The following is a 17977-nucleotide window of genomic DNA, read 5'->3' on the forward strand; positions in this document are numbered from 1 at the left end:
CCCGGAGAGCGCGTGCTGCGCGACCTCGGCATGACGGAGCCGGAGGACATCGACCTCGAACTCGTCGCCTGGCACCTGGGCGTCACGATCAAGACCGTCGCCCTCACGACCTGCGAGGCCTGCATCGTCGGAAACGAACGGCACGCGGTGATCTGCGTCGACGAGACCCGGAGCCCGGAGCGCCGACGCTTCTCGATCGGTCATGAACTGGGGCACTGGCATCACCACCGCGGACGCCATCTGATCTGCCGGGCCGACGAGATCGCGAGGGGCTCGGGCAAGCAACTCGAGCAGGAGGCGGACGCCTACGCCGCCGATCTCCTCATCCCGCCTTCCATGCTCAAGGCCGGGCTTCGGGACTACAAGAAGGTCGACCTGAGGACGCTGAGGGAACTACGCGGCCGGTTCCAGACGAGCCTGACGTCGATCGCGATCGCCATCGCCCGGTCGGACCGCTTCCCCATGGCCGTCGTCTGCAGTCGTCCCGACGGGCGGCATTGGGCGGCGAGAGCGCCAAGCCTGTCGCGGTGGTGGCGCCTTCGCACGGACGTCGACAGGGAAAGCCTGGCGGGCCGCATGCTGGCCGATCCGAACGAACCCGAAAGCAGGTACGCCAGCAGGATCGGCGCGGACGCCTGGTTCACGACCGAGGGTGCAGACCGGTACGAGGTCGTCGAGCAGAGCTATCGAAGCTCCGACGACGAGGTGGTCACGATCATCGGCATCCTCGACGAACGCATGATGTCCTGACCGAGGTGCCGGTCGGCGCCCACGCGGCGGGCGTCGCCCGCTTCGCACGCGGCCCCGCGCCCACACCTGCGTCGCCAACCGGTCGGAACATCCTCGCGAACGCGGGCGAGCCGACGGATTCCCAGCTTGCACCTCCTGTCGGAGCGGCCGGCTTGGAAGGCGATCAAGCTCACGCCCACGCTCGGGACAGCCGAAGCCCCTTGCGGAGAGACGATCTCCGGTAGCTCCGCCCGGCGCCGGCCGGGCGGAGCTTGAGCGTGAGCTTTCAGGCAAGGATGTAACGCTTGCCCATCCATCATGGCGCATCCACGCCGGCTGTCCAGATCCGGTTCCTTCAGCCGGCGAAGCCACCGCGGGTCAGGTGTTCATCGCCCGCAGCGTCTCGATGTAGGTCTTGGGGAAAAGCAGCGAATTGGGCGCCCTCAGCCCCATGTGGTTCGCGATCTTCCCGACGAAGGTGCTGCAGTTGTAGAGGACGGCGTGCCAGACGGGCGAACTCGCCTGGAGGCGGCGGATGTAGCCGACGACGTCCTCGTATTCCCGCCGGTTCAGATCGATGCGGTAGCGCGCCGTCATGTACCGGTCCTCGAGGTCGCCGTCGCTCGGCCCCGTCTCCGAGGGAACCGGCACGAGATGACCCAGCACGTAGGGCACGTCGCTGGTCGAGGCCGGATGAAGGCCGGCCACCTCGCGGGTCAGGATCTTGCCCGACCGGTCGCGCCTGCCGAACATCGCGAAGGTGTGGCCGTAGCTCTCCGCGGAGCGGGCCCGGAACTCGATGTAGTAGAGCCCCTCGTCGACGGTCCCTTCCGACTCGGCGAAGGCGGTCGTCCGCACGGCCGGCGAAGACGCCGCCTCGAGGTTCCCTTCGTCTGCCGAGACGCATCCCGCGAGGAGGCCGAGCGCGAGGAGGACGGACGTCGTCCCGATGGTGCGAAGCATGTTGCTGATCCCGTTGTCCGCCGGCGATCGACCGGCACTCGTGACGATGGGCGGCGGCCGACCCGGCCACCGCTCGCTTGGACGAAGGTCGGCCGGGCCGCGGCGATGCGCGTCCGGCCGATCCTCGCGGCGCTTCGTCTCAGAAGGCGTCGCGCATCGATGCGGCGCCGGCTCCGGCGAAGGTGCCCTGCGCGACGGCGGCGCGAGCCGCCTCCTCGCCGTAGCGGCGGCTCGTCTCCGAACCCGGAACGGCGAACGGACGGACCACCTCGGTCCCTGCGCTCGGAGCGCCTTCGGCGGCGCCCGCGAACGTCCCGGACGCGACCGCGGCCCGGCTCGCCTCCTCGGCGGCCCGGAAGCTCGACTCGGAGCCGACGAGGCCGAAGGTCGGCCGCGATTCGACGGCAGGGTCGGCGTAGCCGAAGGTTCGGGGCTGGTGGACGACGAGGCTGTGGTCGCGGTCGGAGGCGAGATGGCCGCCCGACGCGACGGCGCGACGCTCGGCCTCCTCGTGCTGGCGGATGCCGTATTCGGACCTGAGCGCGGTTCCGCCGGCCAGGGCCGGTGCCGTTCCGAGGACCAGGAGGACGGCCGTCGCGACGATTCGGTTCTTCATGTTCATTCTCCAGTGCGCCCGGTCGTACGGACCTGCCGGCGCATCTTCGCTGTGGAGTTCGGGCTTCCGCGCAGCCTCCGGCCGCCGACGCGTCGCGTCGGAGGACGTCGGACTCGAGGATCGCCCGGTCGGTCTGCGCTTCCCGCACGGGTCGTGCGGTTCGATCCCTTCGGACCGGTCGCAGCCGGCCTCGGAAGGGACGATCACAAGGAGCGTGGAGGACCGATCGGCACCGGCGGTTCGATGCCGTCCATGGGAGAGGCCGCGGAACCTGCCTGATCCACGATCCGCCAGTCGCGCTCCCGGGCTTCGTCCGAGGCGTCGACCCGCAACTGCGGGCAGTGGATGTCGCAGTGCGAGCGCGGCACGGCCTCGTGACCGGAAGACCGACCGCTCGACACGGACGCCTGCTCGGAAGCGGCTGACACGACCTCGGCGGCCCGGATCTCGGCAGGGTTTGCGGCGGACGCGACGGACCGCGCCGGCGGCCCGTGCGGCGGCGTCGAAGCGGAGGGCATGCCACCCGCGACGACGGAAATGGCGAACAGGACGACAAGAAGGATCCGGATCGGCGTCATGGTCCATGCGGACAGGTGTCCGTTCCCGCCGTGTCGTCCGCGACGTCTCGCAGGGACGCGGAATACATCCGAGCCACCCGTGCGGGCCGGGCGCCATGGCGAGAGGTCTGTCGGCCATGCCTGGTGGGGGAAGAGCTGCCGCATCGTCGGTCCGAGCCGTCAGGCGAAGCTGGAATACGGGAGGAAGGCGACGTCCACCGGCTCGCTCCGGCCCGGGACGGCCATGTTCCGCCGCAGCCGCCAGCCATCTCCGGAGAAGGAGGGAAGACCGCGTACCACGGCCGAGGACACGACGAGCCGTGCCCCGAGGGACTTGCTCATCTGCTGGAGACGGGCAGCCAGGTTGACGGTGTCGCCGAGCACCGTGTGCTCGCCCTGACTTCCGCCGGCGACGACCCCGCCGACGACGGGGCCGACGTGCAGACCCATGCCGAAGGTCAACGCGGGCCTGCCTTCGCTCGCCCACATGTCGCTCCAGGTCTCCAGCCGATGGACGAGATCCCGGGCGCAGCGGAACGCACGGTCGAGATCACCGCCTTCGTCCTCGATCGCGAACACGGCCATGACGCCGTCGCCCATGAACTTGTCGACCGACCCCTCCCATTCGGCGACCGTCTCGACCACCCGCCTGCGGTAGTCCGTGAGGAGCTTGCCGATCTCCTCGGGCTCCATCTCCTCGGCGAGCCCGGTGAACCCGCGGATGTCGACGAAGAGGATCGCGGCCCGCTGACGGACGAGTCCCATCTGGAAGCCCGAAGCAGCTATCCTCTCGGCCGTGTCCGGCGAGAAGAAGCGCGAAAGGTTCGTCTTCTCCGACGTGCTCGACACGGCCGTCCGGACGAGCCGCCGGATGTCCACCGCGAGCATGGTCTGGAAGGCTGCGACCGCCGCGAAGGCCAGTGCCCGCACTCCGACGTCCCTCGCGTCCTCGCCGGCGAGGCTCCCCGCGTTCGGGCCGACCGACAATGCGGCGGCGCCTGCGGTCGCCGTTCCGAGCGCGACCAGGACGGCGAAGGCCGCGACCATCCCGGCGCGCATCCGCAACCCGGCATGGGCGAGCAGGACGAACGCGATGGCGAGACTCGGCGTCGCGAGCGCTTCGGCGAAGCCGACGCCCGGCACGAACATGTGCTCGGCGACGAGGTAGACGACGAGCGCCGCGTCCACGCTCACGTAGATCCAGCTCATCGCCGGGCGGTAGAGGCCGGCCACGACGAGGAGGACGGCGGCGAGCGACGTGGCGGCGTAGGCGGCCAACAGGGCGAGATGGACCGGATGGCTTGCGCCGTCGGGTTCCAGCCAAACCACCGCCGCGAAGACCGCGAGCGTCACGAACCTCCAGAGAGCGGTCCGCAGCTCGCTTCTCGTCTCGACGTCGGACATGATCCTGACCGGATCCCCGCTCGCCGCATCGATCGCCACCATCCGGCATTCCTGTCGCTCGTGCGGCACCCGGAGCGGTCGCGCTCCGGGTGCCTGTCGGACGGACGCCGCGATGAGGCGCCCGGTCTCCATGAGTCGGCGGGGGGAGCCCCGCCGCGGGGTCACTTGATGTCGACGATGGTCAGCTTGCCTTTCACGCGCTCGGCGACGAACTGGATCGACTTGCCGGCCGAAACCTCCGAGAGCATCGCCTCGTCGGCGACGTTGAAGACCATTTTCATGGCCGGCATGTCGAGATTGGCGAGCGGCTCGTGGTCCACGGTGACCTTCTTCTGCTTCGTGTCGACCTTGGTGACCGTTCCCTTCGTGAACTCGGCTGCGGCCGCGGGTGCGGCGACGGCTGCGAGGCTCAGGGCGGCGACGAGGGCGGCGGCGTACTTCTTCATGTCGGTTCTCCTTGAATGAGGTTTCACTTGCCGGCGACCGTCAGCGGGCCGTGCATGCCGGATTCGTAGTGACCGGGGATGAGGCAGGCGAACTCGAACTCGCCGGCCTTGGTGAAGGTCCAGACGATCTCGCCCTCCTCGCCCGGCGCGAGGCGCACGGCGTTCGGGTCGTCGTGCTCCATCTCGGGGAACTTCTCCATGAGCGCCTTGTGCTCGGCGTTCTTGGCCGCGTCGTCCATGACGAACTCGTGGTCGATCTGACCCGAGTTGACGACGACGATGCGGATCGTCTCGCCCTTCTTCGCGGAGAATTCCGAGGGCTCGAACAGCATCCGGCCGTCGTCGGTCTCCTTAATGCCGATCCGGACGGTGCGGTCGACGTGTCCGGCGTCTCCGGGCTTGCCGACGGCCATCTCGTCGTGCCCGCCGGCGTGGTTGCCGGTGGCGAAGGCCGGGCCGGCGAGAAGGGCGGCGGCGAAGGCCACCGACAGCATCAGTTTCTTCCGCATAGGTTCATGCTTCCTGGATGGTTGGTCGTGACTGTGAGGTTGTTCCGGCCGTCAGTGGCCGGAATGTCCGCCGGTCGGCGTGACATCTCGTACGGGCGTCGCCGGAAGGGCGCTTCCCTGTTCGCTGGACGCGGGCGCTGCTGCGGCTTCCGGCAGGGAGCCCGTCCATTCGTAGGCGACCGTCCCCGGGGGATGCTGGTAGTCGCCGGGATCGTCGTAGTTGCCGGGCTCGATCCCTTCGCGCACCTTCACGACGGTGAACATGCCGCCCATCTCGAGGGAGCCGAACTGCCCCCAGCCCGTCATCATCGGGATGGTGTTGTCCGGGATTGGCATGGACATCTCGGCCATGTCGGCCATGCCCTTCGTGCCCATCGGCATGTATTCCGGCTGCACCTGCTTGAGCTTGCGCGTGACGGCCGTCTTGTCGGCGCCGATGAAGGTCGGGATCTCGTGACCCATGGCGTTCATGGTGTGGTGCGACTTGTGGCAGTGGAGCGCCCAGTCGCCCTCGTAGACCGCGTCGAACTCGTAGGCGCGCATCGCGCCGACGGGGATGTCGATCGTGACCTCGGGCCAGCGTGCCTCGGGCCTCACCCAGCCGCCGTCCGTGCAGGTCACCTCGAAGTCGTAGCCGTGCATGTGGATCGGGTGGTTGGTCATGGTGAGGTTGCCGACCCGCACGCGCACGCGGTCGTCCTTGCGCACCACCAGCGGGGCGACGTCCGGGAAGACGCGGCTGTTGATGGCCCACAGGTTGAAGTCGGTCATCTCCATGACCCGAGGAATGTAGGTGCCGGGATCGATGTCGTAGGCCGACAGGAGGAACACGAAGTCCCGGTCGACGGGCATGAAGGTCGGGTCCTTCGGATGCACGACGAAGAAGCCCATCATGCCCATGGCCATCTGGACCATCTCGTCGCCGTGCGGGTGGTACATGAAGGTCCCGCTCTTCTTCATGTCGAATTCGTAGACGAAGGTCTTGCCCGGCGGGATCGGCGGCTGGGTCAGGCCGGTGACGCCGTCCATGCCGCAGGGCAGCAGCATGCCGTGCCAGTGCACGGTGGTGTGCTCGGGCAGCTTGTTCGACACGAAGATGCGCACGCGGTCGCCCTCGACGCACTCGATCGTGGGTCCCGGCGACTGGCCGTTGTAGCCCCACAGGTAGGCGGTCATGCCCTCGCCCATCTGCCGTTCGACCGGCTCGGCGACGAGGTGGAACTCCTTCACGCCGTTGTTCATGCGGAAGGGCAGCGACCAGCCGTTGAGGGTGACGACCGGATTGTATTCCGGACCCGCTGAGGGCATCAGCGGCGGCTGCGTCGTCGCGTCCTCCATGACCGGCGCCTCGGGAAGCGACATCGCGGAAGTCCGCGACCATGCCGCGGCCCCGGCCAGCGCGGCGCCCGCGCCGATGAACTGTCTTCTGGAAACCATGGTTCTCGCTCCTGTCGATCAGTCTTCGTCGCCGCCGGCTTCGGCGGTCTCGACCTCGATGCCGCCGCCCTCGCCGCCGCCGAAGACGGTGCTGGAAAGGGCCTCGTCGGCGAGCCAGAAGGCGCGCCGGGCCTCGACGGCCGAGACGTTCGCCTCGATCCGCTCGCGCGTGTCGGTGATCAGCTCGAAGGTGGACGTGATCATCCCGTTGTAGGTGAGCACGGCCTGCTCCTCGAGCGTGCGCTGGAGGGGCAGGACGCTGTTCTGCCAGTGCCGGGCGATGTCGTAGCTCGACCGGTAGGCCTGGTAGGCCGACCGCGCCTCCGAGCGGACGTTGACCGCACGTTCGGCGAGGAGGTTCGCCGACCTGAGGTATTCGAACTCGGCCTTGCGAAGGCGCGCCTGCCCGCTGTCGAAGATCGGGATGGTGAAGCCGACCTCGAAGGTCGGCGAGAGGTTCGTCTTCCTGACCTCCTTGGGCTCCTCGCCTTCTTCGCCCTCCTCCTCCTCGATCTCCTCCTCGATCTCGACGCCGGCGCCGAGTTCGAGGTCGGAGACGAAGCGGGTGGCCTTGGTGAGGCCGTAGGAGCGCGCCAGCGTCTCGAGCTGGAGCCTGGCGATCTGGAGGTCGACGCGGTTGCGCAGTGCCTCGCCCTCGATGCCGGAGCGGTTCTGCACCGAGCGGGGCAACCTCGGCAGCGCGTTCGGCACCTCGAAGTCGATGCCCCGGCCGTAGAGGCCCATGACCCGCACGAGCCGCTCCTTGGCGAGGCGCGCCTCCATCCGGGCTTCTGCCACGTCCGCGGTCAGCTCGGCGTAGAAGACCTGTTCGCGGGCCTGGTCGGCCTTGGGCATCGAACCCGTCCGGTTCAGCTCGGTGGCGAGTTCGGCCGCGGCGTCGGCCGCCACCTTTGCCCGGGCGAGGTACGAGACCCGCTCCCAGGCCGCGACCGCCTCGATCCAGGCACGACGGGTCTGCGAGGCGACCTCGAGAGTCGCCAGGACCGCCTGGAGCTGAGCGGCGTTGACGTTCCTCTCCGCCACCGCGAGGCGCCTCTCGCGGGTCAGGAGGGCAACGATGTTGGTGACGACGAGCCCCTCCACGGTGCGCGTGAAGTCGACGGTCCCGTATCTCAAGGAGATCGTCGGGTTGAGCGGCGGCAGGCTCTCCTGCCAAAGGTCGGCGACCGAGATGCCGATGTCCGCGTAGGCGGCCTGGAGACCCTTGTTGTTGAGGAGCGCGATCTGCACGGCGGCGTCCGCGCCGACGTACTTCGCGTTCAGGAGCTGGCGGACCTGCGCGTCGACCGCGGCGGCCTGCTGGCGGTTCTGGACCCAGGCCGTGCGCTTGCCGAGGATCGCCTCGGACCGGAGCGCCACCGGCTGGATGCCGTCGGTGGGAAGGAAGGCGTCGTCGCGGGCGAGACAGCCGGCGAGGACGAGGGGCGAGGCGATGGCGAGGAGCGTGAGGGCGAGACGGGTCATTTGGTCGACTCGCCTTCGTCCGCCGGGACGGCGCCGGCGGGAGCGGCGTCCTCGCTCGGTGGAGCGGCGCCGGCGACCGGCGCCATCTCGACGCCCGTGCCGCGCCATCCGGCCGGATCGGTCGGGGTGCGGTGGGTGTAGGACCCGATGACGGATCCGTAGGCGACGGTCGTGACCGCGACGGCCGGGTCGGCCTGGGGCGCGTGGGTGCCGAGGTCGGACAGGCCGACCGGCCGGGTCGCCGTGCAGCCCGCGAGGAGCAGCCCGGACAGACCCGCAAGGAACATGCGGAACATCGTTTGACCTGGAAGGAGGCGCGCCTGTCCGTGCGGGCTCGCGGCCCGCCGGCGGATTCAGGGCAGGAAGTCTGGAGCGTGTCCGCGACGGTGCGCGGTACGGGACGCTCGGGGCCTCGTGGGATGGCTCACGCGCGTCGGAGGCGCGTCCGCATCCCGGCGGCGCAGGGAAGCGCCGCGGTCAGGTCAGGTTCTGGGGGGCCGATCCGTCGTGCCGGCGGGCAGGCCCTTCAGACTGCCCGGGGCGAGCGCCACCACGTCGGAGCCGGCGCGTCCGAGGAGCGCGCCCGGCACCGTTCCCGGCACGAAGAGCGAAGGGCAGTGGCTGGCGCACTTCATGTCGGACGGGCCGGAATGGTCGTCGTCCGCCGACGGATGCTCGGCCTTGCCGGCATGCGAGTGGGCGTCGTGCGATGCCTCCGCCGAGCCGTCGACGTGGGCGGCCTGTACGGTGGTGGCGTCGTGCGGCGCCGCCGGCGCCGGCGCGGCATGCGCCATCTGCGACAGGACGACGGACAGGCACAGGAGGACCGCCGACAGCAGCCTCCCCAATCCCGTCGATCCGATCGTCCCGAACAGCATGCCCGATGCCTACCCCAACCGGTTTCCGACGTCCATTGCGCGACGGACACACGTTCCAGCCCCGCTCAAGACCAAGCAAGTCTTCGTGACGTTTCTGCGGCTTCCAAGTGTTGGAAGGTCAAGAGCCTTCTGCGAAACATACCATGCCGATCCACCTTCCGGCCGACCTGTCGCGATGGTGGCGCCTGCGCACCGACGTCGATCCGGAGAGTCCCGCGGGCCGGACGCTCGCCGATCCGAACGAACCGGAAAGTCGGTACGCCAGTCGGATCGGAGCCGACGCGTGGTTCGCCACCGAAGGTGCCGACCGTCATGAAATCATCGAGCACGACTATCGCAGTTCCGACGAGGAGATGGTCACGATCATCGGCATCCTCGACGAGCGCATGATGTCCTGACCATGTCCGCGAACCCATCCGCGGTCGTCGGACGACCGCGACATCCGCCGTTCCAGCCGATCCGCGGCGACGCGAGCCGGCCCGAAATCAAGGAAGATTTGCACTTTTCGTCAAAACAGCTTGACGCCCGCCAGTTTTTGCTGAAAACATCAAATCCATGGTGTCGGAACTGGTGTTGGAAATCGTGGATCGGGCAAAGCGACAAGGCTTGTCGAAAGGCGAGCTTGCGCGGCGGGCCGGTCTGACGCATCCCGCGCTGTCGCGACTTCTGTCGGGCACCAACGGAGCGAGGTTGGAAACGGTGGAGCGGCTCGCGTCCGCGGTCGGGATGCGCCTCGCCCTCGTTCCGGACGACGACTTCGCCGCGGACCTCCTCTCCGGAAGGATCCTCGACTTCCCGTCCGACGACCGGAGCCGGGCCTGATGCTGGGTACGCTGTCGGTCTGGACGCTCGCCGAGGATGAACCGCGTCGGCTGGGCCGTCTCCAGTTCGACGGGGAGAGGTCGGTGTTCGAGTACGACCGCGAGGCCGCGGATCTGCCCGGCATCGGGCTGGCCTACGACCCGAAGAGGCTGGTCGGCCACAGGATCCCGTGGACCGCCACGCACGACGAACCCCTCCATCCGATCTTCATGTCGCTCGTCCCGCCCTGCGACGCCACCAATCTCCAATACAGGATCGCCGCGAAGGCGCTCGGCTTCACCCGCGACACCCTGCACAAGGAATGGCTCATGTTGCCTTTCCTCGGGCACGGCTCCCTCGGGCACTTGGACGTCTTCGAGACGGACGCGGAGGCGATACGCTGGTACCGCGGAGAGATGCCGAAGCCGGCGGATCTCGCGGACGGCGAGATCGTCACGCTCGCGCTCGACGCGTTGGCCGCCGGGCACGATCCGATCGCGCTCGACCGGGTCATCGAGGCCGTGGGACGCGCCCCCTCCCCGGGAGGCGCGATGCCGAAGATCATGCACCGCATCGTGTGGCCGGGCTCGGAGGCCGCCGTCGACGCGATCGTGAAGTTCGAGCGCGTCGACGGGAAGCGTCCCGACCTCCTGCTCCTGGAAGACTGGGCCTACGGCGTCCACGAGCGCATCGGGCTCACGGTGCCGAGGCGTGCGCTGTTCCGCGACCCGAAGGGGAACCACGTCCTGGCAACCGAGCGGTTCGATCGGATGGCCGGACGCTGCGTGCCGATGGAGTCGGTGTATTCGGTCTTGAAGTCCTACGCCCCCGAGGCGTTCCCGGACCCTTTCACCCGCGTGTACGGGACGGAGCCGAACTTCGAGATGGTCGCGGCCGCGTTCGCCAACCCCAGGACCGGGATGACCGTGGACGTCGCGGCGGACTGCCGCGACCTGTACACCAGGATCGTCCTCTCCTTCCTGACGGCCAACGGCGACCTGCATCTTCGCAACCTGTCCATCCTCGGGCCACGCGGCGCGGCGCGGTTGTCGCCCGTCTACGATCCCGCGCCCATGCGGCTCTTCGGCGGGGTCGACATGCACACCGCCGTGACGTTCGGAAACTTCAGGTTCTACGGCCCCCGGCTGCCGGACGGGTTCGCGGAGGCGCTCCTGGAACTCGGCAAATCGTTCCGCCTCCCGACGCCGACCGCGAGGTCCATCGTGGATGACGCCTTCGAGCTGACCCGTCATGCCGCGGACGAGATCCTCGCCGCGGGAGCGACCGCCGGCACCGTGTCGAGGTTCGTCGACCTCGTCGCCGAGGTCAGGTCGGCCATCGAGGGGACGCTGGTGCGGCGGCCCGTTCCCAAGCGACCGGAACGCCGGCGTCGGCGTGTCACGGAGGCCCCGCCCGCCGAAGGTCCTGACGACGCCCTACCGGCCGGACCCGCCGTCGAAACGATCCGCCCGGGATTCTGAATCGGCCGTCCGAGAGGCCCGTCATGCCGAGCCTCGCCGTAGCCTACCTTCGAATGGCCATCGGAGAGGGCTGCATGCGACGTGGCATGGCAGGAGCTTCCCTTCGAACCAATCGGCGGGGCGCGTCCCCAGCCCGCTGCCGGGCGGAAAACGCATCCGGCCTCGGGAGAGCCCGTTCCGCGGCACGCGCCGTCCACGTCCGCAGGCATCGCTTTTCCCTCCTCCTCCGCGACGACGGCGGAATCCGTCCGGCTTGCCGTCACGGCGATGCCTGGACCGAGGTCCTCGGCCCGAAAGGGCTCGAGCAGTCATCGACGGGTGCCGCGAGGGGCCTGTAGCTCGCGGGCGGACGAACCCTCGCACCGCGGGCGGTCCGAGAAGATCCTTCCAAGCTCCCCGGACGAAGCGGCGGGGCCGCCCGTGATCCGCTACCGACACACGTGCGGCGCGGTCACGTGGCTTCCACCTCCCGACCGGTCGCATGGTCGCCCGATCCCTCGGTCGCCGACGTGCTTGCAGCCAGGTTCCACCCCTTCACGAGCCCGAAGACCGCGGGAATCACGACCAGCGTCAGAACGGTCGAGGACACCATGCCCCCGATCATCGGCACGGCGATCCGCTGCATGATCTCGGACCCGGCGCCGTGGCTCCAGAGGATCGGCAGGAGCCCCGCCATGATGGCGACCACCGTCATCATCTTCGGCCTCACGCGCTCCACCGCGCCGACCATGATCGCCTCGCGCAGCGCCTCGCGGTCGAACGGCCGCCCCGAGGCCAGCCGGGCCGCCCTCACCTCGGCCACCGCGTGCTGGAGGTAGACCAGCATGATCACCCCCGTTTCCGCGGCGACGCCGGACAGGGCGATGAACCCGACCGCGACGGCGACCGACATGTTGAAGCCGAGCCACCACATGAGCCAGACGCCACCGACGACGGCGAAGGGCAGCGACAGCATGACGATCAGCGTCTCCGTCAGGGCCCGGAAGTTCAGGTACAGGAGGAGGAAGATGATCGCGAGCGTGAGCGGAACGACGACCGCGAGGCGCGCCTCGGCCCGCTCGAGGTATTCGAACTGGCCGCTCCAGGCGACCCGGTAGCCCGGCGGCAGCCGCACCTGGTCCCTGACGGCAGCCTGCGCTTCGCGCACGTAGCCGCCGAGGTCGCGCCCCGCGATGTCGACGAAGACGTAGACGGCGAGCTGGCCGTTCTCCGTCCGGATCGACGTCGCGCCCCGCGTCGTCTCCACCTTCGCCACGTCGCCGACCGGGACGCTCCCGCCGCCGGGCAAGGGTACCTGGACGCTACTCGCCACGGACACCGGGTCGGAGCGCGCCTCGCGGGGATAACGGACGACGACAGCGTACCGCTCCCTGCCCTCGACCGTCGTCGTGACGGTCTCCGCGCCGAGCGCGGTGGCGATCGTGTCCTGGACGTCGCCGACCGACAGGCCGTAGCGGCCGAGCGCGGTCCTGTCCGGCACGATGTCGAGGAAGTAGCCCCCGATCACCCGCTCGGCGTAGGCGCTCGACGTGCCCGGCACGGTCTTGAGGACCGTCTCGATCCGGCGGGAGACCGCCTCCATCTCGGTCAGATCGGTGCCGAAGACCTTCACGCCGACGGGCGTGCGGATGCCCGTCGACAACATGTCGATGCGGGCGCGGATCGGCATCGTCCACGCGTTGGAGACCCCGGGAAACTGCAGCGCGGCGTCCATCTCCCGCTTCAGGCTCTCGAGCGTCGTGCCCGGCCGCCACTCCTCGCGGGGCTTCAGGTCGATCAGCGTCTCGAACATCTCCGTCGGCGCCGGGTCGGTGGCGGTGAGCGCCCGTCCCGCCTTGCCGTAGACCGACTGGACCTCGGGGAAGGACCGGATGATGCGGTCCTGCGTCTGGAGGAGTTCGGCCGCCTTGGTGACCGACAGGCCAGGCAGGGTCGTCGGCATGTACATCAGCGTCCCCTCGTCGAGGTCCGGCATGAACTCCGAGCCGAGCTGGCGTGCCGGCCAGACCGAGACGGCGAGGATGCCGACCGCGAGGAGGATCGTCGGGACCTTGGCGCGCAGGACCAGCGCGATGACCGGACGGTAGAGGGCGATGAGGATTCGGTTCACCGGGTTCCGGTGCTCGGGCACGATCCGGCCGCGCACGAACAGCACCATCAGCGCCGGGACGAGGGTGATCGACAGGAGCGCCGCCGCCGCCATCGCGAAGGTCTTGGTGAAGGCGAGCGGGCCGAAGAGCCGGCCTTCCTGCGACTCCAGCGTGAAGATCGGCAGGAAGGACACCGTGATGACGAGGAGGCTGAAGAACAGCGCCGGGCCGACCTCGCTCGCGGCCTCGACGAGGATCTCCAGCCTGGGCTTCCCGGGCGGTGCCCGCTCGAGGTGCTTGTGGGCGTTCTCGATCATGACGATGGCCGCGTCGATCATCGCGCCGACCGCGATGGCGATGCCCCCCAGGCTCATGATGTTCGAGCCCAGCCCCGTCAGCTTCATGGCGGCGAAGGCCATGAGGATGCCGACGGGAAGCATGAGGATGGCGACGAGCGCGCTCCTGAGGTGCAGGAGGAACACGACGCAGACCAGCGCCACGATGAGGCTCTCCTCGAGCAGCGTCCCCTTCAGGGTCTCGATGGCACGGCCGATGAGCTGGGAGCGGTCGTAGACGGGAACGATCGAGGTGCCCTCGGGGAGGCTCGGGAGCACCTCTGCGATCCTCGCCTTCACGTCGTCGATGACGTCGAGGGCGTTGGCGCCGTAGCGCTGGAGCACGATGCCGCTCGCGACCTCGCCCTCGCCGTCGAGTTCGGCGATGCCCCGGCGCTCGTCCGACGTCGTCTCGACGCGGGCGACGTCGCGAAGGCGCAGCGGGACGCCGGCCTCGCTCATGAGGACGACGTCGCCGATGTCCTCGACGCCGCGCAGGTAGCCGCGGCCGCGGACCATGTACTCGGTCTCGGTCAGCTCGATCGTGCGGCCGCCGACGTCCTTGTTGCTCGCCGCGACCGCCTTTCGGATCATGTCGAGGGTCACGCCCTGCGCCCGCATGCGGTTGGGGTCGACCACCACGGCGTACTGCTTCACGAACCCGCCGACGCTGGCGACCTCGGCGACCCCGTCGGCGTCGGATATCGCGAAGCGCACTACCCAGTCCTGGAGCGAGCGCAGTTCGGCGAGCGTCCTTTCCTTGGCGACGACGGCGTACTGGTAGACCCAGCCGACGCCCGTCGCGTCCGGTCCGAGGGTCGGGCTGACGCCCGCGGGAAGGCGGCGGGCGGCCCCGTTCAGGAACTCCAGGACGCGGCTCCTGGCGAAGTAGGGATCGGTCCCGTCCTCGAAGATGACGTAGACGAAGGACACGCCGAAGAACGAGAAGCCGCGCACGACCTTCGACTTCGGCACGGTCAGCATGGCCGTCGTGAGCGGGAACGTCACCTGGTCCTCGACCACCTGGGGCGCTTGCCCCGGATATTCGGTGTAGACGATGACCTGCACGTCCGAGAGATCGGGGATCGCGTCGAGGGGCAGAGTCCTCAGGGCGTGCAGGCCCGCGAGGATCGCGAAGACCGTCCCGACGAGGACGAGGACGACGTTGCGCGCCGACCAGGCGATGACGCCGGGGATCATGGGCGGACCTCCCCCTCGCCGGCGGGCGCCGCGAGCGTGGCCAAGGCGGCCTTGAGGTTGCTTTCGGCGTCGATCAGGAAGTTCGCGCCGACGACGACGCGGTCGCCCTCCGCGACCCCTTCGGCGATCTCCGTGAAAAGCTCCCCACGCGTGCCCACCTCCACGGCCCGCGGCTCGAAGCGGCCCTCGCCCCGGTCGAAGATCACGACGCGGCGGCTGCCGGAGTCGAGGATCGCCTCGTTGGGCACGGCGACGACGGGCGCGGCGGACCCGCCGTCGATGGCGACGTCCGCGTACATGCCGGGCAGCAGCAGTCCGTCACGGTTGTCGACCGCGATCCTCACCCTGACGCTGCGCGTGGCCGCGGCGACTTGCGGGTAGACGAGGTCGACGACGCCCTCGAGGGTCGTGCCCGGCCGGCTCGTCGGGATGATCGCGGCGGCCGAGCCCAAGCGCACGTCGGCGACCTGGCTCTCGGGCACGTCGGCGACGACCCAGACTGTCGAGATGTCCGCGAGGCGGAACAGGACGTCGCCGGCCTTCGCCATCATCCCGCGCACCGCCGACCGCTCGAGGACGACACCGTCCTGCGGGGCGGTCCAGACCATCGAGCGCGGCACCTTGCCCGTCCGCTCGATCTCGCGGATCGCGGCTTCGGGAACGTCGAGGTTCTCGAGGCGCAGCCTCGCTCCTCCGCCGGCCTTGGGGGCCCCGCTCTTCAGCTCGATGACGAGCTGCGCGCCCGCCGCCGCCATCTCCGGCGAGTACAGCCTCGCCAGCGGCGCGCCCTTCCCCACCGCGCCCCCCGTGGTGACGTCGGCGACCTCCTCGACGAAGGCGTCCGCCCGGGTCGTCACCACCGAGATCCGGCGCTCGTCCAGTTCGACGACGCCCGGAACGCGGAGCGGCCGGGAGACGCTCCGCCGTTCCACGACCTCGGTACGCACTCCCGTCCTCTGGACCCGTCCCGGCGAGATCCTGACGATCCCCGCGTCCTCCTCGGGGCCGTTGTAGACCGGGATGTAGTCCATCCCCATCGAATCCTTCTTCGGCACCGGGGAGGTGTCCGGCAGTCCCATGGGGTTGCGGTAGTAGAGGACCTTCCTCGCGGCGGCTTCGGCCGCCGTCGCGGTGTTCGCCGGCTCGGGCGCCGCCGCGGTGCCGTCGCTTCCGACGGGGACGGGGACATAGTCGCGACCGTCCGCGGTCCTCGTCGGTCCCGCGGAATAGAAGGGCTTGCCGTCCGGGTCGCGATAGTACGCGACCGGACCTGCCGCCGCTGCGACGTCCGGCGGTTCGGCCGACGCGTCGGTTCCCGCTGCCGCGGCCGTCGTCGGGGCGGGCGAGGAGACGATGTCGTCGGCCAGGAAGGGCAGCGTCGCGGCGAGCACCGCGAGATCCGGACGACCGAGGCCGAGCCAATAGCCTCCGCCCCCCGCCGCGGCGACCGCGGCGAGGGACAGGCCCAGGAGAAGGGATCTCATCAGTCGGCGGCCTTCAGGACCAGCTCGTCGCGGAGGGTTCCCTCCTCGCCCTGCACCTTGGCGCCCAGCGAGATCCGCCAGCCGCCCGCCATGACGAAGTTGCCCTTCAGCTCGTAGACGCCCGGCTCGCCGGACGGGACGACCTCGACGGGCGCCGTCATCGTCTCCATGCCGTCCGGCGCCATGTCGAGGCGGGTCTCGAAGATGACCGCGTCGGAAACCGTCCCGCCCGTCCGCTTGTCGACGAGCCTGACGCGGAAGGGAACCGACTGGCCGGTCGCGACCGTGTCGTTCACGAGCTGGAACTCGTAGTCGGACATCGCGGCGGACGCACCGCCCGCGAGACCGGTCCACAGGCATGCCGCGAGCGCCGCGGCCGCGGCGCGCTTCTTGAGATCGTTCATGTGTTCGAGATCCTGATCTTCGGCCGGGGCGACGAGCCGCACGGCCGCACGGCGCATGCCGTGACGTTCCATGTGTCCTGGGATCCAGGAGACGATTCGGGCGGCGCGGGAGGCCGCCGTGGGACGGTCAGGTTCTCGGAGGACGGGGCGGCGGCCTTCGGTCGAGCGAAACGAGGGCCGGACCGTTCCCGGTGCGGAAGGACGTCGCGGCGCAGTCCGGCCGGGTCAGGTCCGAGTTGATCGCCGGACCGGCGGGAATGCACTGCGTCGTGCAGGCGGTCGTCCACCGGCACGTCGGCTTCGACGTGGGAGCCGGAGCCTCATCCCCGGCTTCGGGACAGCACGGCATCGCGCCGGGCACGGCCATGCCTTGCATGGCCTGCCCATCCGTCGAGGGCATGTCCATCGCCGCCATGTCCATGGACGGCACGTCCGCGGAAGACGAAGCGGTCGCCACGGCGCCAGGCTCCGCCGACGCCATGGCGTCGGCGACCGGCATGAAAGCCAGCGCGGCGACGATCATGCTCGCGAGGAAACCTCTGAGGCGGGACGCTCTTCTCACGACGACATCATGCCAGTTCGCGACTTGGAGGGGAAGCGCACCCTGGCGACGGGAGAACGCGTCGTCGGCCGGCCGCTGTCACGTGCGGGAAACCGCGATGGCGATGGCGAGGTAGCGCGCCAGCTTCCCGACGGCGACCAGAGGCACGAACACCCGAAGATCGACCCTCGACATCCCCGCCACGACGGTGATCGCGTCGCCGACGACCGGCACCCAGGCGAACAGCAGCGAGGGCGTCCCGAACCTCGCGAAGGCGCGGCCCGCCCGGTCGAGCTGCTTCGCGGACACGGGGAACCACCTGCGTCCGCTCAGGTGGAGGAGGAACCGGCCGCAGTACCAGTTCGCGACGGAACCCAGCGTGTTCCCGGTCGTCGCGACCGCGAGAAGCGTCGGCAGTTCCACCGCGCCCGAGACGAGGAGGCCGGCGAAGAGGACCTCCGAGGCCCCGGGCAGGACGGTCGCCGACAGGAACGCGGCCCAGAACATGCCGAGAAGCGCCGATGCCAGGCCGGGATCCCAGGTCACCGTGCGTCCGGCGCCGCGTCGCGCTTGGACAGCTCTGCCGTGGCCGCCATTCCCGCGGATCCGCGCCTTGC

General features: G+C 69.6%; 18 protein-coding genes. 4 read left to right on the top strand and 14 right to left on the bottom strand.

Annotated features, from left to right (window positions below; genetic code table 11):
- Window positions 1–12: 12 nt before the first annotated feature.
- Window positions 13–750 carry an ImmA/IrrE family metallo-endopeptidase gene (locus FZN60_RS23130; RefSeq protein WP_158875883.1) on the top strand — a complete coding sequence of 246 codons (738 nt, stop codon included), beginning with the start codon at window positions 13–15 and terminating at the stop codon, window positions 748–750.
- A gap of 357 nt (window positions 751–1107) precedes the next feature.
- Here FZN60_RS23130 and FZN60_RS23135 read toward each other — a convergent pair whose 3' ends face one another.
- The 9 genes from FZN60_RS23135 to FZN60_RS23180 all read right to left on the bottom strand — a co-directional run bounded on the left by FZN60_RS23135 (window position 1108) and on the right by FZN60_RS23180 (window position 8994).
- The gene (locus FZN60_RS23135) at window positions 1108–1692 is read right to left on the bottom strand and encodes a hypothetical protein (protein WP_199266636.1); all 585 of its coding nucleotides are present in this window, start codon (window positions 1690–1692) and stop codon (window positions 1108–1110) included.
- Window positions 1693–1831: 139 nt separating this feature from the next.
- Complete coding sequence (locus FZN60_RS23140; protein WP_158875884.1) at window positions 1832–2308, bottom strand: hypothetical protein; 477 nt, start codon at window positions 2306–2308, stop codon at window positions 1832–1834.
- Between the two features lie 737 nt (window positions 2309–3045).
- Window positions 3046–4311, bottom strand: coding sequence for an adenylate/guanylate cyclase domain-containing protein (locus FZN60_RS23150; RefSeq protein ID WP_158875886.1), 1266 nt, complete (start codon window positions 4309–4311; stop codon window positions 3046–3048).
- Between the two features lie 119 nt (window positions 4312–4430).
- A complete protein-coding gene (locus FZN60_RS23155; protein WP_158875887.1) occupies window positions 4431–4715 on the bottom strand; it encodes a copper-binding protein in 285 nt (94 codons plus the stop codon).
- 23 nt (window positions 4716–4738) lie between these two features.
- Complete coding sequence (locus FZN60_RS23160) at window positions 4739–5224, bottom strand: cupredoxin domain-containing protein (protein WP_158875888.1); 486 nt, start codon at window positions 5222–5224, stop codon at window positions 4739–4741.
- 51 nt (window positions 5225–5275) lie between these two features.
- Entirely contained in the window at window positions 5276–6661 is a 1386-nt protein-coding gene (locus FZN60_RS23165; RefSeq protein WP_158875889.1) for a multicopper oxidase family protein, read from the bottom strand.
- Between the two features lie 18 nt (window positions 6662–6679).
- The gene (locus FZN60_RS23170; RefSeq protein ID WP_158875890.1) at window positions 6680–8146 is read right to left on the bottom strand and encodes a TolC family protein; all 1467 of its coding nucleotides are present in this window, start codon (window positions 8144–8146) and stop codon (window positions 6680–6682) included.
- Window positions 8143–8433 carry a hypothetical protein gene (locus FZN60_RS23175; protein ID WP_158875891.1) on the bottom strand — a complete coding sequence of 97 codons (291 nt, stop codon included), beginning with the start codon at window positions 8431–8433 and terminating at the stop codon, window positions 8143–8145. Before FZN60_RS23175 ends, FZN60_RS23170 begins: the two co-directional genes overlap by 4 nt.
- A 195-nt stretch (window positions 8434–8628) precedes the next feature.
- Window positions 8629–8994 carry a hypothetical protein gene (locus FZN60_RS23180; RefSeq protein WP_158875892.1) on the bottom strand — a complete coding sequence of 122 codons (366 nt, stop codon included), beginning with the start codon at window positions 8992–8994 and terminating at the stop codon, window positions 8629–8631.
- A gap of 173 nt (window positions 8995–9167) precedes the next feature.
- Here FZN60_RS23180 and FZN60_RS23185 point away from each other — a divergent pair, with 173 nt between their 5' ends.
- The 3 genes from FZN60_RS23185 to FZN60_RS23195 all read left to right on the top strand — a co-directional run bounded on the left by FZN60_RS23185 (window position 9168) and on the right by FZN60_RS23195 (window position 11306).
- Entirely contained in the window at window positions 9168–9422 is a 255-nt protein-coding gene (locus FZN60_RS23185; protein ID WP_158875893.1) for a hypothetical protein, read from the top strand.
- Between the two features lie 208 nt (window positions 9423–9630).
- Window positions 9631–9846: a helix-turn-helix domain-containing protein gene (locus FZN60_RS23190; RefSeq protein ID WP_246727093.1), complete on the top strand. Its 216-nt coding sequence runs from the start codon at window positions 9631–9633 to the stop codon at window positions 9844–9846.
- Window positions 9846–11306, top strand: coding sequence for a type II toxin-antitoxin system HipA family toxin (locus FZN60_RS23195; protein ID WP_158875895.1), 1461 nt, complete (start codon window positions 9846–9848; stop codon window positions 11304–11306). The genes FZN60_RS23190 and FZN60_RS23195 overlap by 1 nt, the downstream gene beginning before the upstream one ends.
- Before the next feature lie 451 nt (window positions 11307–11757).
- Here FZN60_RS23195 and FZN60_RS23200 read toward each other — a convergent pair whose 3' ends face one another.
- The 5 genes from FZN60_RS23200 to FZN60_RS23220 form a co-directional block, all read right to left on the bottom strand.
- Entirely contained in the window at window positions 11758–14931 is a 3174-nt protein-coding gene (locus FZN60_RS23200; protein ID WP_158875896.1) for an efflux RND transporter permease subunit, read from the bottom strand.
- Complete coding sequence (locus tag FZN60_RS23205) at window positions 14928–16415, bottom strand: efflux RND transporter periplasmic adaptor subunit (RefSeq protein WP_199266637.1); 1488 nt, start codon at window positions 16413–16415, stop codon at window positions 14928–14930. Before FZN60_RS23205 ends, FZN60_RS23200 begins: the two co-directional genes overlap by 4 nt.
- Window positions 16415–16819: a FixH family protein gene (locus FZN60_RS23210; RefSeq protein WP_158875949.1), complete on the bottom strand. Its 405-nt coding sequence runs from the start codon at window positions 16817–16819 to the stop codon at window positions 16415–16417. Before FZN60_RS23210 ends, FZN60_RS23205 begins: the two co-directional genes overlap by 1 nt.
- Before the next feature lie 127 nt (window positions 16820–16946).
- Window positions 16947–17342, bottom strand: coding sequence for a hypothetical protein (locus FZN60_RS23215; protein ID WP_158875897.1), 396 nt, complete (start codon window positions 17340–17342; stop codon window positions 16947–16949).
- Between the two features lie 117 nt (window positions 17343–17459).
- Window positions 17460–17906: a YqaA family protein gene (locus FZN60_RS23220; protein WP_246727096.1), complete on the bottom strand. Its 447-nt coding sequence runs from the start codon at window positions 17904–17906 to the stop codon at window positions 17460–17462.
- Window positions 17907–17977: the final 71 nt, after the last annotated feature.

Source organism: Antarcticirhabdus aurantiaca (assembly GCF_009765365.1).
Classification (GTDB): domain Bacteria; phylum Pseudomonadota; class Alphaproteobacteria; order Rhizobiales; family Rhizobiaceae; genus Antarcticirhabdus; species Antarcticirhabdus aurantiaca.